At 69.2% G+C, this 15,952-nt stretch carries 11 protein-coding genes and 1 pseudogene; 11 read left to right on the forward strand and 1 reads right to left on the reverse strand.

Annotation, left to right across the window (positions count from 1 at the left end; translation table 11 throughout):
• Positions 1-12: 12 nt before the first annotated feature.
• The 11 genes and pseudogenes from FFI97_RS13240 (at position 13) to FFI97_RS13290 (ending at position 14,843) form a co-directional block, all read left to right on the forward strand.
• Positions 13-1,797, forward strand: a complete 1,785-nt coding sequence (locus FFI97_RS13240) for a multicopper oxidase domain-containing protein (RefSeq protein ID WP_139703579.1) — start codon at positions 13-15, stop codon at positions 1,795-1,797.
• A 29-nt stretch (positions 1,798-1,826) separates the two neighbouring features.
• Positions 1,827-2,480: an SCO family protein gene (locus FFI97_RS13245; protein ID WP_070059880.1), complete on the forward strand. Its 654-nt coding sequence runs from the start codon at positions 1,827-1,829 to the stop codon at positions 2,478-2,480.
• Positions 2,481-2,566: 86 nt separating this feature from the next.
• Entirely contained in the window at positions 2,567-3,928 is a 1,362-nt protein-coding gene (locus FFI97_RS13250; protein ID WP_144004450.1) for a TolC family outer membrane protein, read from the forward strand.
• 78 nt (positions 3,929-4,006) lie between these two features.
• Positions 4,007-4,663: a response regulator transcription factor gene (locus FFI97_RS13255; RefSeq protein ID WP_062470843.1), complete on the forward strand. Its 657-nt coding sequence runs from the start codon at positions 4,007-4,009 to the stop codon at positions 4,661-4,663.
• A gap of 177 nt (positions 4,664-4,840) precedes the next feature.
• The gene (locus FFI97_RS13260) at positions 4,841-7,591 is read left to right on the forward strand and encodes an FAD-dependent oxidoreductase (protein ID WP_185993607.1); all 2,751 of its coding nucleotides are present in this window, start codon (positions 4,841-4,843) and stop codon (positions 7,589-7,591) included.
• Positions 7,592-7,600: 9 nt separating this feature from the next.
• Positions 7,601-7,765: pseudogene (locus tag FFI97_RS13265) on the forward strand (acyl-CoA dehydrogenase family protein); the annotation flags it as partial.
• 245 nt (positions 7,766-8,010) lie between these two features.
• Positions 8,011-8,994, forward strand: a complete 984-nt coding sequence (locus FFI97_RS13270) for a Bug family tripartite tricarboxylate transporter substrate binding protein (RefSeq protein ID WP_139705196.1) — start codon at positions 8,011-8,013, stop codon at positions 8,992-8,994.
• A gap of 53 nt (positions 8,995-9,047) precedes the next feature.
• Positions 9,048-11,408: an arylsulfatase gene (locus FFI97_RS13275; protein WP_139705194.1), complete on the forward strand. Its 2,361-nt coding sequence runs from the start codon at positions 9,048-9,050 to the stop codon at positions 11,406-11,408.
• Positions 11,405-12,736 (forward strand): DUF1254 domain-containing protein, encoded by a 1,332-nt coding sequence (locus FFI97_RS13280; RefSeq protein ID WP_260684990.1) that lies wholly within the window; start codon positions 11,405-11,407, stop codon positions 12,734-12,736. The genes FFI97_RS13275 and FFI97_RS13280 overlap by 4 nt, the downstream gene beginning before the upstream one ends.
• A 43-nt stretch (positions 12,737-12,779) precedes the next feature.
• Entirely contained in the window at positions 12,780-13,775 is a 996-nt protein-coding gene (locus FFI97_RS13285; RefSeq protein WP_139705191.1) for a Bug family tripartite tricarboxylate transporter substrate binding protein, read from the forward strand.
• A 21-nt stretch (positions 13,776-13,796) separates the two neighbouring features.
• Positions 13,797-14,843, forward strand: a complete 1,047-nt coding sequence (locus FFI97_RS13290; protein ID WP_185993608.1) for an AraC family transcriptional regulator — start codon at positions 13,797-13,799, stop codon at positions 14,841-14,843.
• A gap of 13 nt (positions 14,844-14,856) precedes the next feature.
• Here FFI97_RS13290 and FFI97_RS13295 read toward each other — a convergent pair whose 3' ends face one another.
• Positions 14,857-15,585, reverse strand: coding sequence for a Crp/Fnr family transcriptional regulator (locus FFI97_RS13295; protein ID WP_139705187.1), 729 nt, complete (start codon positions 15,583-15,585; stop codon positions 14,857-14,859).
• Between the last annotated feature and the right edge of the window lie 367 nt (positions 15,586-15,952).

Raw genomic sequence — 15,952 nt, forward strand, 5'->3', positions numbered from 1 at the left:
GGGGAATACATCATGCGCAAGGATTCCAACCACCACGACCCCGTGACGCCTGTCGCCCACAGCAAGAGACGCACGTTCCTGAAGGCCTCGCTGGCAGCCACGGCGGCTCCCCTGGTCCTGACACCGGGCAAGACCCGCGCACAACCCACGCCCCTGCCGCCCAGCCCGCCGACGACACCGTGGGTCGAGGACCTGCCCAACCAGGTCACGCCGCTCACACCGCTGGCCACGCTGACCCCGGCCCCGACCCTCAACGCGAACATCGCAGGCGGCGAGTGCGGGCGTGCGCCGCACCAGCGCTACGCGGAACTGACCGTGCCCGGCAAGGCCGGCACGCCGCTGCTGTACCAGCTGACGGCCAAGGAGAACCCGGCCTGGCTGTTCAACGGCAACAACCCCTACTACCCCCCGCAGCCCATCTGGGGCTACGAAGGCAACACGCCGGGGGTGACCACGCCGGGCCCCACGATCCACGCGCGCTACGGGCAGTCGGTCATCTGCCGCATCCGCAACCAGCTGCCGCAGAACCACACGGGATTCGGCTCGCCCGAGATCAGCACGCACCTGCACAACATGCACACGCCGTCGGAGAGCGACGGCTTCGCGAGCGACTTCTACAGCGCCGTCCAGGGCGGCGTGACACTGACCGCGCCGGGGACCTTCAACGACCACTTCTACCCCAACCTCTACGCCGGCTTCGACGAGTTCGGCGGCCTCGGCGATTCGCGCGAAGCCCTGGGCTCGCTCTTCTATCACGACCACACGGAAGGCGTGACGGCACCGAACGTGCTCAAGGGCATGTTCGGGCGCTACATGGTCTTCGACACGCTCGACACCGGCGACGAGACCACGGGGCTGCGGCTGCCCAGCGGCGCGTACGACTACCCCCTGAGCTTCTCGGACAAGCGGTTCGACTCGGGCGGCCGGCTGACCTTCGACGAGCTCAACCCCGAGGGCGTGCTGGGCGACAAGATCGTGGTCAACGGCAAGATCGAGCCGGTGCTGCGCGTGGCACGCCGCAAGTACCGGCTGCGGCTGCTGAACGTCGGCCCATCGCGCTTCTACGAGTTCGTGCTGCAGAACACGGGCGGCACCATCGTGTACCCGTACACGCAGATCGCCAGCGACGGCAACCTGCTGCCGGCACCGATCCTGAACCAGCTGAGGGTGCGGATCGCCCCGGCCGAGCGCGCGGACATCGTGGTGGACTTCTCGCGATTCCCGCTGAACACCACGCTGTACCTCGTCAACCAGCTCACGCAGGTCGACACCCGCAAACCCGGCGTGGTGCAGTCGCCGGGCACGCGCGTGCTCAAGTTCATCGTCGATCGCCAGCCCCCGACGCCCGACCTGAGCGTGGTGCCGAGCGTGCTGCGCCCGCTGCGCGACCTGCCCAGTGCCAGCGAACTCGCGGCCCTGCCAGTTCGCACCTGGGTGTTCCAGCGCAACAGCGGCATGTGGAACGTCAACGGGCTGTTCTTCGATTCGCTCACGGCCAGAGCCAGGGTCACCAGGGGCACCGCCGAGATCTGGGAGTTCATCAATCCCGACAACGGCTGGCAGCACCCGATCCACGTGCACTTCGAAGAAGGACGGATTCTCAGCAAGAGCGTCAACGGCGTGAGCCTGACCATTCCCGTGAACGAGCGCGGACGCAAGGACGTCTTCGTCGTCGGCGAACTCATGACCGTGAGGGTGCTCGTGCGCTTTCGCGATTTCTCGGGCAAGTACCTGATGCACTGCCACAACCTCACCCACGAGGACCACGCAATGATGGTTCGCTTCGACATCGTGTGAAGAACGCCGATGACTTTCAGGAGATTCTCATGAACCACCGCAGACACTTGATCGCCGGCCTGGGCGTCGCGTCCTTGTACGCGTTCGGCCTGCCCGCCTCCGCCGAGGCACCGGCAACGGCTGCACGCCCGGGGCGTCGCATGCCGAACGTCGAACTGAAGACCCACACCGGGGCGAAGGTGAACTTCTACGACGACCTGGTCCGGGGAAAGATCGTCGCCATCAACATGATGTATGCGGACTGCGAAGGCATCTGTCCGCTCATGACCAACAACCTCCTGCGCGTGCAGGAGCGCCTGGCCTCTCGGGTGGGCCGGGACATCTTCATGTACTCGATCACCATCCGCCCGGAGATCGACACCGTGGAGCACCTGGCCGACTACGCCGAGATGCACAGCGTGAACCCGGGCTGGCTTTTCCTGACCGGGAGCCGGAGCAACATCGACCTCGTGCGCTTTGCCCTGGGCTTCTACGACCCGGACCCGAAGGTCGACAAGGAGATCAATCGCCACACCGGCATGGTGCGCATCGGCAACGACGTCTATGACCGCTGGTCGATGGCGCCGGCGCTGGCGGCGCCCGAGCAGATCGTGGCCGCCATCCTGCATGTCGATCGCAGCCCGGCCGCGGTTCGCCGCGCGGGTGGCGCCATCTTGCAGGCCGACCCTCGGAGCACGGTCTGAACCAGCGCCTGCGCCGACCCCCACCCGGTGGACAGGGCTCACGGGCCCCCGCCACCGGGAAGCGTCTCGTCCCGGCATGGGGCGCCGTGCTCGCAGCGAGCTTCGCGTGGCCCGTCCATGGCCAGAGCCTGGTCGAGATCTACACGTCGGCGCGCGGCTACGACGCCACCTACCAGGGCGCGCGGGCCCAGTACGAGGCCACGCTGGCGCGGGCGGCGCAGTCCAGGGCCGGCATCCTGCCCACCGTCGGCCTGTCGGCCGGCGCCTCGCACACCCGGCAGGACCTCTCGACGGAAGGCAGCGCGACGACGCGCGGGTTCAACACCCAGAGCGTCAGCATCAACGCCACGCAGCCGCTGTACCGCCCCGCCAACTGGGCCGCCTACGAGCAGGGCCAGCGGCAGGCCGAGGTGGCGCAGATGGTGCTCACCATCGCCGAGCAGGACCTCATCGTGCGCGTGAGCCAGGCCTACTTCGACGTGCTCGCCAGCCAGGACAGCCTGGCCCTGGTGCGCGCGCAGAAGGTGGCCGTGGCCGAGCAGTTGGCCTCGGCCAAGCGCAACTTCGAGGTCGGCACCACCACCATCACCGACGCGCGCGAAGCGCAGGCCCGCTACGACCTGGTGATCGCGCAGGAGATCGCCGCCGAGAACGACCTGCAGGTGAAGAAGATCGTGCTCGACCAGCTCGTCGGCAGCACCGGCAGCGTGCCCGTGCCGCTGGCGGCGCCCGTGATGCTGCCTCCGCTCGCGCCCGCCGACATCGAGGTCTGGACCTCGCACGCGGATGCCGGGCACCCTGCGATCCAGCAGGCCCGCCTGGGCCTGGACGTGGCCGGGCTCGAGGTGCAGAAGGCGCAGGCCGGCCACCTGCCCACGCTCGATGCGACCCTGGGCTACAACGTCACGAACAACCCCCAGGGCACCAACACCACGCCGGGCCGCTCGCGGGTCAAGGCCCTCACCGTGGGCGTCTCCCTCAACCTGCCCTTGTTTGCCGGCTACGCGATCGAGAACCGCGTCAGGGAAACGCTGGCGCTCGAAGACCAGTCGCGCTCGCTGCTCGAGGCCACGCGCCGCGGCGTCGCGCAGGCCACCCGCGCCACCTACCTGGGGCTGGTGTCGGCCGCCGGCCAGGTGAAAGCGCTCGAAGCCGCCGAGGTCTCCAGCCAGATCGCGCTGGAGGCCAATCGCATGGGCTACCAGGTGGGTGTGCGCATCAACATCGACGTGCTCAACGCGCAGAGCCAGCTGTTCCAGACCAAGCGCGACCTGGCGGTGGCGCGCTATTCGGTGCTGCTCGGCAATCTCAAGCTGCGGCAGGCCAACGGCACGCTGGTGCCCGAGGACCTGAACGCCATCGATGCCGCGCTTGCAACCCACGGCCGCACCCCGGTCGACAGCGCGGCGCCCGTCTCCGTGTCCAGGAGAACGCCGGCTCGCCAATGACGAGGCATGCCATGGCACGTACCGACAGCACCAGCGACTGCTCGCGGCCATGACGGCGCTGAACATGCAGGTGACGCCATGCGACTGCTTCTGCTTCAGGATCGCGCGCGGGTCGACGACGGCCTGTTCACGCACTTGCGCAAGAACGGGTTCCTGATCGACAGCGTCGAGCGGCTCGGCGACATCGACATGCTGGAGAACGAGTCCTACGACGTGCTGCTCGTCAGCTCGCAGTTGCCCGACGGATCGGGACTCGACTGGGTCCGGTTGTTGCGGGTGCAGCACATCACCACGCCGGTCCTGATGCTGATGGTGGGAGCGCCCGGCCCGACCGCGCAGGCCGAGGTCCTCGACGCGGGCGCGGACGACTTCGTGGTGATGCCGTGCCGCCCCGAGCTGGTGGCCGAGCGGGTGCGGGCACTGCGTTGCCGGGCCGCGGGCCTGGCAACGCCGCGCGTGCGGTGCGGCGACGTCGAGTTCGACCTGGGCAGCCGGACGACGGTCCGCTGCGGCATGCCTGTCGCGCTGACCGAGCGGGAATGGAACCTGGTGGAGGCGCTCGCGCTGCGCTTCGATCACACGGTCCCCAAGGCCCAGGTGGAATTGCTGGTGCAGGGGATCCACGGAGCCCCCACGAGCAACGCCCTGGAAGTGCACCTGTCCAACGTGCGGCGCAAGCTCGGGCGGCAGATCATCCGCACGATTCGCGGGGTCGGCTACCGCCTGAATACCTGAGCCCGTCGTCTTCAGACTCGTAAGCGTGCCGCACACAAGATAGCAACCTTAAGACGTGCGACTGGCCAGAATCGCACCACTCGCAGAGCCCCATCACCCATCGATGGCGCCACCACTGTCGCAGCGTCCCCCCGGGGCATGAATGGCGACACCTTCTCACGCAGGTACCACCGAACCATGTTCAAGCCCTCTCCCGCTCTCGTTTTCGCCAATTTCATGCAGCTGCCGACCATCGTGCCGAAAGCGGTGTGGCGCGCGCTGCGCGTGGTGAGCATCGCCTCGGCCCTGGCCCTGGCCGTCATGCTGGCGCTGCGGCCCGCCACCGCGATGCCGCTGTTCTGGGGGCTGATCGTGCCGTCGCTCCCGCTCGTGTTCATGCTGGCACCCGGGCTGTGGCGCAACGTCTGCCCGCTGGCCGCCATCAACCAGATCCCCCGCAGGCTCGGCATCACGCGCGCACTCACGAGCCGCCGCCTGTCGCAGGGCGCGGCATTTCCGATCGGCATCGGCCTGCTGATCTGCGCGGTCGTCGCGCGCAAGCTGCTGTTCAACGGCAACGGCATGGCCACCGCCGGCCTGCTGGCGGCAGCCATGGGGGCGGCGCTCATCGGCGGCCTGCTGTTCAAGGGCAAGAGCGGCTGGTGCAGCAGCATCTGCCCCCTGCTGCCGGTGCAGCGGCTGTACGGCCAGACGCCGTTCATCCGCATCGCCAACACGCACTGCGAACCGTGCGTGGGCTGCGCCAAGAACTGCTACGACCTCAACCCCGGCGCCGCGTACCTGGCCGACCAGTACGACCCGAACCCGGCCTACCGCAACTTCCGCAGCTTCTTCGCGGGCGTCTTTCCGGGCCTGATCCTCGGCTACTACCTCGTGCCTTCGCCCGCCGAGATCGGTCCGGTCTCCACGGTCATGCAGATGCTTGTCTACATGGCGGCCAGCCTGACGCTCTTCAACCTGATCGAATTGCTGGGCAGCAAGACGCGCAACCTGTCGCCGGTGCTCTTCGCGGCGGCCGCGTTCTCGCTGTACTACTGGTTCACCGCCCCGCTGGTCGTCAGCACCTTGAGCAGCCTGAGCGGTATGGCCATCGCCCCCGAAGTCGTCGCCACGCTGCGCGGCCTGACGATCATCGCGAGCCTGACGTGGATCGCGCGGTCGCTGCATGTCGAGCGCCTGTTCCTTCGCCGTGAATTGCGCAAGGGTGTCCGGGACGGTTCCCGGCTGGCGCCGATCGTCATCGAGACGATGCGGCTGCACCGCGGCCCGAACGACGCCGCGCGCAAGGCGCCGGTTGCAGCCCCCCCGGAGAACGAGGCCGCTGCGGCCGCGCCGGCGGATGCGTCCCCGCAGCCTGCCGAACTCTGCATCGACCCCACCGGCATGAAGACCCCCATCCGCAAGGGCCAGACCCTGCTCGAAGCGCTCGAGGACTGCGGCGCCCCCATCAACGCCGGCTGTCGTTCCGGCGTGTGCGGCGCCGACCCGATCGCCGTCGTGGCGGGCGGCGAACGGCTCGCACCCATCGGCAGCGACGAGCGGGCGACGCTGGCCCGGCTCGGCTGCGCCGACGGCACGCGCCTGGCCTGCATGGCGCGCATCCGCAATGCCGGGCCCATCCGCATCGACCTGAAGCGGGAGGCGACCCCGGCGGCGCGCGAGACACGCAAGCCCGAGGTCGTGCCCTTCGATGCGTCGATCCGCCGCGTCGTGATCGTGGGCAACGGCGTGGCCGGCCTGACCGCGGCCGACCATGTGCGGCGCCGCCACCCCGACTGCGAGATCCATCTCATCGGCCGCGAGAACCACAACGCCTACAACCGGATGGCCATTGCCAAGCTGATCAGCATGCCGACGGGTGTCCAGGGCCTGCACCTGCTCCCCGAGCAGTGGTATGCCGAGCACCGTGTCACCGCGTGGCTCAACACGCATGTGTCGGGCGTCGACACGCAGCGTCGCGAGCTCACGCTGGCGACCCGGGAGACGCTGGGCTACGACAGGCTCATCCTGTGCTCAGGCAGTTCGGCGTGGGTCCCGCCGCTCGACGGCTACGGCATCGAGGGCAGCTTTGTGCTGCGCGATGCCGACGATGCGATGGCGATCCGCGACTACATGCAGCGCTTCCACGGCACCTGCGCGGTCGTGCTGGGCGCCGGCTTGCTCGGCCTGGAAGCCGCGCAGGCGCTGGCGCAGCTCGGGGCGCAGGTCCAGGTGCTGTCGAACAGCGGCCAGATCCTGGACCGGCAGATCGACACCCCAGCCAGCGCCTTGCTGGAAGCACACCTGGCAACCCAGGGCATCCATGTCATGACCGGTGCCGACGCCGCGCGGCTGGAGCCGGGCAGCGAGGGCCGCGTGGCGCGGCTCGTGCTCAAGGACGGACGCCAGCTCCCCGCCGACGTGGTCGTGGTGTGCACCGGCGTGCGCGCCAACGTCGACATCGCGCAGTCGGCCGGCCTGGCGCTCGGCCGCGGCATCATCGTCGACGCACAGATGCGCACCAGTGCCCCCCATGTCTATGCCGCGGGCGATGTGGCCGAGTTCGAGGGCCACTCGATCCCCCTGTGGGCCGTGGCGGCCGAGCAGGGAGAGATTGCGGCCGTCAATGCGCTGGGCGGCAAGCGCGTCTATCGCGGCCATGTGCCCGTGACCGCGCTGAAGGTCTCGGGCATCGACGTCCGCTCCGCGGGCTCCGTGCACGCCGCGCGGCCCGGCGAATTCGAGTTGACGCAGTCCGAGCCTGCGCAGGGCATCTATCGCAAGCTGGTGGTCGCCGAGGGCCGGCTTGTCGGCGCGGTGCTGGTCGGATCGCCGGACGAGGCGGACGAGGTCATTCCGGCCGTGCGCGAGCACGCGCCGGTCTCCGCGATGACCGCCTTGCTGGAGCGTGGGGACTGGCAGCAGCACTCGGTGGCATTGGCGGCCTAGCCCTACACGCAGCAGGACAAGGTCCTGAACGAATGCCTGCAGCGGTTCGGCGACTGCGGCTACATGGTCGAGTACCCGATCGCACGCATGCATGCCGACGCGCGCGTGCAGCGCATCTACGGCGGCACGAGCGAGATCATGAAGGACCTGATTGCGCGCAAGCTGGGCGCATGAGAGCGCCCCGTCGAGAGTGCGCGCGACCACGGAACGACAACGCGCCCTCACCGGTCGACATACGGCCCGCATCCGGCTGAGCCAGAGGGTATTCCCCGAGCCGGTGTCGGCGAATCTGTCGGCTGGTTGACGGAATCGATGGCCGCTGTTTCCTAGCATGGAGACGCAGTCCCACCCCCCATGGCAATGGGGGACGCGCCCAGAGGCGCGGGGCCTGCGCGACCCATTCCCAAGGAGACATTCCCGTGAACAGGACATTGCTGCGGCCGGCACTCACCGCATTGGCCCTTCTCGCTCTCGCCGGCACGGCCACGGCGCAGGACGGCGCCGCCTACCCGGGCAAGACGGTGACCATCGTCGTGCCCACGCCGCCCGCCGGCGGCACCGACCTCATCGCGCGGCTGTTCGCCGACGTGCTGGGCAAGGCCTTCAAGCAGAGCGTGATCGTCGACAACCGCGCCGGCGCCAACGGCATCCTGGGCGTCGACTTCGTCGCCAAGGGGCCGGCCGACGGCACGCGCGTGCTGTTCACCTACGCCGCCACGATGGTGATCAACCCGGCGCTCTACAAGAAGCTGCCCTACGAGCCGCTCAAGGACTTCGCGCCCGTCGCGCAGGTGGGCCGCGGCGGCAACCTGCTGCTGGTGCGCAAGGACCTGCCGCCGAACACGCTCAAGGACTTCGTCGCCCACGCCAAGGCCCACCCCGACAAGCTGAACTACTGCTCGTGGGGCAACGGCTCGGGCGGCCATCTCACGATGGAAAGCCTGAAGAAGCAGGCCGGCATCTCGCTGCTGCACGTGCCCTACAAGGGCAGCAGCCCCTGCGTGCAGGACCTCATGGGCGGCCAGGTGGACGCCGGCTTCGCCGACATCTCCTCCACCATCGAGGTGGTGAAGGCCGGCCGGGTCAAGGCCCTGGCCTACAGCGGCCCCGACCGCCTGCCGATGCTGCCCGACGTGCCCACGATGACGCAGGCCGGGTTCCCGTTCAAGAACTACACCTGGTACGGCTTCTTCGTGCCGGCCAAGACGCCGCCCGCCGTCGTCAAGCGCCTGAACGAAGAGATCTACCGCGCCCTGCAGGACCCGGCCGTGACCCAGCGCCTGCGCGAACTCAACTTCACCGACCTGCCGCGCCCCACGCCGGAGCAGTTCAAGGAGGTCCTGCGCCAGGACCTGCAGGACTGGAGCGCCCTGGTCAAGTCCATCGGCGTCACGCTGGACTGACGCCCGATCCACCACGACGCCGGGGCCCTGCCTCCGCGCGTCCCGGAGACCCCATGACACAAGAAAAATCCAACCCGTCCGCGACCCTCGGCGGCTTCAACACCCTGCCCGGCCAGGGCAGCCACCTGCCCTTCGATGCACCGCCCAGCGCCAGCATCGCGGGGCGCAAGCTGTCGGAGTCCACGCACGAGCGGCGCAAGGCCGTGCCGCATCTGCGCGACGACGCACCGAACGTGCTGATCGTGATGCTCGACGACGCCGGCTTCGCGCACCCCGACACCTTCGGCGGCGAGATCCACACGCCCACGCTGACGCGGCTGGCCGGCAGCGGCATCACCTACAACGCCTTCCACAACTGCGGCGTGTGCTCGCCCACGCGCGCGTCGCTGCTGACGGGGCGCAACGCGCACCGCGTGGGCTACGGCCACATCTCCGAATACGCCACCGACTGGGACGGCTACGTGGGCGTCATACCCAAGAGCGCCGGCACCATGGCCGAGGTGCTCGGGGCCTGGGGCTACAACACGGCCGCGTTCGGCAAGTGGCACAACACGCCGGCCAACCTGACCACGCAGATGGGTCCCTTCGACCGCTGGCCCACCGGCCACGGCTTCAACCACTTCTACGGCTTCCTGGGCGGTGAGAGCTCGCAGTACGAGCCGCGCCTGGTCGAGAACACCACGCTCATCGAGCCGCCGCGCGACGAGGGCTACCACCTGAGCGAGGACATGGCCGACAAGGCCTGCGGCTGGCTGCGCCGCCACCGTGCCATCACGCCCGACAAGCCCTTCCTGATGTACTGGGCGCCCGGCGCGGTGCACGGCCCGCACCACGTCTTCAAGGAATGGACCGACAAGTACAAGGGCAAGTTCGACGACGGCTGGGACGCCTACCGCGAACGCGCCTTCGCGCGCCAGAAGGAGATGGGCTGGATTCCCGAGACCGCCGAGCTCACGCCCCGGCCCGAGACGCTCGCCAGCTGGGACAGCATTCCCGAGGCCGAGCGCCCGTTCCAGCGCCGCCTGATGGAGGTCTACGCCGGCTTCCTGGAGCACACCGATGCGCAGATCGGCAAGGTCATCGACGAGCTGGAGCAGCTCGGGTTGCGCGACAACACGCTGGTGTTCTTCGTGTTCAGCGACAACGGCGGCAGCGCCGAAGGACAGAACGGCACCGTGGTCGAACTGCTGGCGCAGAACCGCATCTCCACAAAAATCTCGCAGCACCTCGAGCTGCTGGAAGGCCTGGGCGGCCTCGACGCACTGGGCGGACGCAAGACCGACAACATGTACCACGCGGGCTGGGCCTGGGCCGGCTCCACGCCGTTCCAGAGCACCAAGCTGATCGCCGCGCACTTCGGCGGCACGCGCACGCCGCTGGTCGTGTCGTGGCCGCGCGGCATCCGGCCCGACACCACGCCGCGCTCGCAGTTCCACCACGTCAACGACATCGCGCCCACGCTCTACGACATCTTGGGCATCACGCCGCCGGTCGAGCTCAACGGCGTGCGGCAGGATTCGCTGGACGGCATCTCGATGGCCTACACCTTCGCCCATCCGCAGGCCGAGGGCCGCAAGGGCGTGCAGTACTTCGAGGTGGCGGGCAGCCGCATGGTGCACCACGACGGCTGGACCGCGGGCGTGTTCGGCCCGCGCATTCCCTGGGTCGCGGGCGCCGCGCCCGGGCTGGCCACCTGGGACCCGGACAACGACGTCTGGGAGCTGTACCACGTCGCGCAGGACTACGCGCAAGCGCACGACCTGGCGCAGGCGCAGCCGGCCAGGCTGGCGCAGATGAAGGAGATGTTCGCCGTGCAGGCGGGCATCAACCACGTCTATCCGCTGGGCGCGATCTACCACCTGACGCTGAAGCCGCAGCACCGCATCGCGCCCCGGCATACCTCGTGGCACTTCAGCGGCGACATCACGCGCATTCCGGAAAACTGCGCGCCCAACATCAAGACGCGCAGCCACACGGCCACCGTCGATGCCACGCTGGGCGAGCGCGCGAGCGGCGTGCTGTTCGCGCTGGGCGGCTTCAACGGCGGCATCTGCCTGTACCTGGACGACGGCCACCTGGCCTACGAATACAACATGCTCGGCATGTACCGCTTCAAGGCACGCTCGACCGCGCGCATCGCCGCCGAACGCCATGCGATCGACGTCGAGTTCACGATGAGCGACGGCACGGCGCCCCAGCGGCCCGCGCGCGCCGTGCTGCGCGTCGACGGCGTGCAGGTGGCGGCGTGCGACATTGGCGTCACCGTGACGGCCATCTTCTCGGCCTGCGAGACCTTCGACGTCGGCTGCGACCTGGGCTCGCCGGTGGCGGCCGAGTACTTCGACCGTGCGCCGTTCGGCTTCGACGGGCAGATCCACGATGTCTGGCTGCGCTATGCGGAGGCCCAGTCGTGAGCACGTTGATCACTGAAGCAGACGCCTACGCCATCGGCATCGAGGCCTACACCTATGCCTATCCGATGGTGGTGATGGAGCTGACGCGCCGCGTCGCCACCAACGTCGCGCAGCCCGACGGCGCGCGCGTGCGCGGGCCGATGAACCGCTTCGTGCACGTGCCCACCTACCCCGACGCCGGCTTCAAGGACGTGGTGCGTCCCAACGCCGACACGCTGTACTCCAACATCTGGTACGACGTCGGCGAAGAGCCGCTGGTGCTGACGCTGCCGGACATGGGCGATCGCTACCACGTCATTCCGTTCTACGACCTGTGGACCGACGTGTTCGCCACGCTGGGCACGCGCACCAACGGCAACGGCGGCGGCCACTTCGCGCTCGTCGGCCCGCGCTGGCAAGGCACGCTGCCCGAGGGCATGCGCGCCATCGTGAGCCCCACGGACGTGGGCTGGATCGTCGGGCGCATCCAGACCAACGGCGCGGCCGACTACGCCCATGTGCACACGCTGCAGGCCGGCTTCGAGGCCGTGTCGCTGTCGGCCTGGGGCCAGCCCCATGACCCACCCGCCGGCCACGTCGATGCAGCGATGGACATGCGCCCGCCCGTCGAGCAGGTGGCCGCGCTCGGCGCCGGTGCCTTCTTCGCGCTCTTCGCCGAACTGCTCCGACGCAACCCGCCGCATGCCACCGACGGTGCGCTGCTGCTGCGCATGGCGCGCATCGGCCTGGTTCCCGGCCGCGGCTTCGCACTGGCCGAAGCCCCCGAGGCCGTGCAACGCGCCCTCGCGCGCGCCGCGCCCGATGCCTACCGGCGCATGCTCGAGCGCGCACCGGCGATGCGCATGGTGCGCAACGGCTGGAGCCTCGGCAGCAATGTGGGCGTCTACGGCAACGACTACCTGGCGCGCGCCTTCGTCGCCTACGCGGGGCTTGGCGCCCTGCCGCGCGAAGAGGCGATGTACCCGCGCTCGGTCTGCGACAGCGAGGGCCAGCCGCTGTCGGGCACTGCGCGCTATGTGCTGCACTTCGACGCGCACGAGCTGCCGCCGGCCGATGCGTTCTGGTCGCTGACGCTGTACGGCCCCGACCAGTTCTTCGTCGACAACGCGCTGAACCGCTACGCCATCGGCGACCGCGACGCGCTCGCCTTCAACGCCGACGGTTCGCTGGACCTGTACATCCAGCATGCGTCGCCGGGCCCGGCCAAGGCCCCGAACTGGCTGCCCGCGCCCGCCGGCCCCTTCAGCATGAACCTGCGCCTGTACGTGCCGCAGGCGCCGGTGCTCGACGGGCGCTGGGCACCGCCCGCGCTGAAGCGCCTGCCCTGACCGTATCGACTGCATCGTCTCCCACCCGAAAGGCACTCACTTCATGACCCGTTCCCGCTTCCGCGCGCTGCGCGCGCCCGGCCTGTGCATCGTCGGGCTCCACCTGGCGGCCGGCGCCGCCCTGGCGCAGGCCGACTACCCGAGCAAGCCGATCCGCATCATCGTCCAGTACCAGGCCGGCGGCTCGGCCGACGCGCTCGCGCGGCTGGTCGGCGACGGGCTCGCCAAGCGGCTGAAGCAGCCCGTGCTGGTGGAGAACCGCAGCGGCGCCGGCGGCATCATCGGCACCGACTACGTGGCCAAGAGCGCGCCCGACGGCTACACCCTGCTGCTGTCGGTGCCGGGCCCGATCGCCGCGAACCTGGCGCTGTACAAGAAGCTGCCCTACGACCCGCGCACCGACCTGCGCCACGTGTCGGACATCGCGAGCACGCGCACCATCATGGTCGTGCACCCCTCGGTACCGGCGCAGGATTTCAAAAGCCTCGTCGAGGCCGTGCGCAAGGCGCCCGGCAAGTACGCGATGGGCTCCTGGGGCCCCGGCGTGCAGCCGCACCAGATGCAGGTCTTCATGGACAAGACCTACGGCACGCAGACCCTGCACGTGGCCTACAAGGGTGAGAGCCCGATGGCGGTAGACCTGCTCAGCGGCGTGATCCAGATGACCGTGGGCTCCATCAGCACCTTCCAGCCCTACGTCGCGGCCGGCAAGCTGCGCGCCATCGCCGTGCCCGGCGCGCAGCGCGCCAAGGCCGCCCCCACGGTGCCGACCTTCGCCGAGCAGGGCTACAAGGACGACATGTTCATGCTCATGGCGCCGACCTCGCTGCTGGTGCCGGCCAAGACGCCCGATGCCATCGTCGAGAAGCTGAGCCGCGAAGTCGCAGCCGTGGTGAAGCAGCCCGAGGTGCAGCGCCGCATCGAGGACATGGGCGCCGAGCCCATCGGCAACACGCCGGCCGAAGCCACGGCGGCCTACAAGGCGTTCCTGCCCGTGTCGCTGAAGCTCACGCGGGCCACGGGCGTCACGCTGGATTGATTGCGCCGCTTCTCGAGAACCGTGCATCACCCGCCTCCCGATTTCGAACCCCGGGTGTACACCCCGCAGCGCATCGCCGCGGTCGTCGCCACGCTGGCCTCGGACGGCATCCCCGCCGCACAGGCATTGGCCGGCAGCGAGCTCGACGAAGCCGCGCTGCGCGATCCCGGCACGCGCGTGTCGTATGCGCAGACGGTCACCGTGCTGCGCAATGCGCTCGCGCTGGCACGCAACCCCACGGTGGCGCTGCGCGCCGGCGCACGCATGCACCTCACGGCCTACGGCATGTGGGGCTATGCATTGCAGAGCAGCCCCACCTTCAGCGCGTTGATCGAGTTCGCCATCACCTACCGCCGCGCCATCGGGCCGCTGGCCGACATGCACCACGACCCCGCGCGCGCGCCCGGCACCTGCAGCTTCGAGGTGCTGGTGTCGCCCGACCCGCGCGACCCGCTCTACCGCTTTGCGCTGGCCTTCACCTTCGCGGCCCACCTGACGCTGGCGCGCGACCTGTACGGCGATGGCTTCGGCTTCACGGGCCTGCGCCTGGCCTGCCCCGCGCCCGAGCACGGCGCGGGCGTCTGGGAGGCATGGTTCGAGTGCCCCGTGCAGTTCGACCAGCCCGACAACGCGCTGCAGTTCGACGAGGCCTGGTGCACGCGCGCGCCGCGCCTGCACGATCCGCTCACGCACGCCATGGCCAGCGAGAGCTGCCAGCAGTTCGTGGCCGGACTCGCGCATGCCGGCGGCATCGCCGCGGCGGTGCGCCGCAAGTTGGTGGAGCAGATGCCGTGGCGCTTTCCGAGCATCGAGTCGATGGCCCGCACGCTCGCGCTGGAGCCGCGCACGCTGCGGCGGCGGCTCGCGACGCATGGCACCACGTACCGGTCGATCCTCAACGAGGTGCGCCTGCGGCTGGCCATCGAGTACCTGCGCAAGACCCGCATGACCACCGAGGAGATCGCGGAGCGCCTGGGCTACAGCGAGGCCGCGAACTTCCGGCATGCCTTCGTGCGCTGGACCGGCACCAGCCCGCACGCCTACCGCCTGGCCTGCGCGCCGTGCTGAGTGAGGCCTCGGCTCAGTCTTCCGCGGCGATGCGGTGCAGCCGGGGCAGGTCGACCACGGTGACCAGGCGGTAGCCCTCGTTGCAGCCGAGCACGCCCTCGTCCTTGAACTGCGCCAGCTCCTTGCCGACGGTCTGGCGCGACACACCCAGCATGTTCGCCAGGTCGGTCTGCGACACGCGCAGCTCGGTGTCGCACGGCGCGCCGCTCGCGTCCCCGTAGCGATACACCATGTTGAGCAGCGTGATCGCCGTGCGCCGGCGCACCGAGCCCAGCACCTGGTCCTGCAGGATCTCGGCGCTCATGCGATAGCGCCGCAGCATGGTCTGGGCGATGCTGCGCCACAGCACCGGCTCCGCATCGAGGATGCGCCGCATGGCGGCACCGGGGATGTGGATGATGTGCGAATCGGCGCGCGCATCGAAGGCGAAGATGGGCTGCATGTCGTCGATGAGGTGCACCATGCGCGTGATCTGGCCGGCCCCGAGCACCGAGAGGATGTACTTGTCGCCGGCCGCGTTGGTGGCCGCGATCTCGATCGAGCCCGACACGATCACGAACACCTCTCGCTGGTGGTTGCCGCGGCTCACGAGCGGCGTGCGGCGCCGGTAGTGCCTGGCGCGCGCGGCGTTCGCCAACTCGCGCAGCCGGTCTTTCGGCCAATCGAGAAACACCGCGCACGTGCTCAGCCCGTGCTCGATCTCTTCCCTTGTGCTCTGCGATACGGATTGCGGGTATTCCATGGGATGACTCAGCAAAAACTGTTGCCTGGTTGACGGATTCGAAGAGCAGCGATTCCTATCATAGGACTGGCCAATCAAAGAACAACGAGGAACTCCCTAAGTGAGACATGCACGTTCCCTGCCTGCACGCCTGACGCTGTTTCGCAGCACCGCGGCGCGTTCGTTGATCCGGCTTCTTGCGTCGCCCATGCGACGCGATGCGCGAACGACGAGACCCCTGCGCAGCATGCGCGGCTCGCGCGACGCGATGCGAATGCCGTGATGCGCGGCCGCACGCCCTGCGCGCGCGGCTAGAGGCCGCACCCCTTTTTCCCGAAGTCCCCGAAGGGCATCCGCCCTTCGGAACACCCGAGCCCTGGAACGCAGC

Origin of the sequence: Variovorax sp. KBS0712, from assembly GCF_006323185.2 — a bacterium.
GTDB lineage: Bacteria > Pseudomonadota > Gammaproteobacteria > Burkholderiales > Burkholderiaceae_C > Variovorax > Variovorax boronicumulans.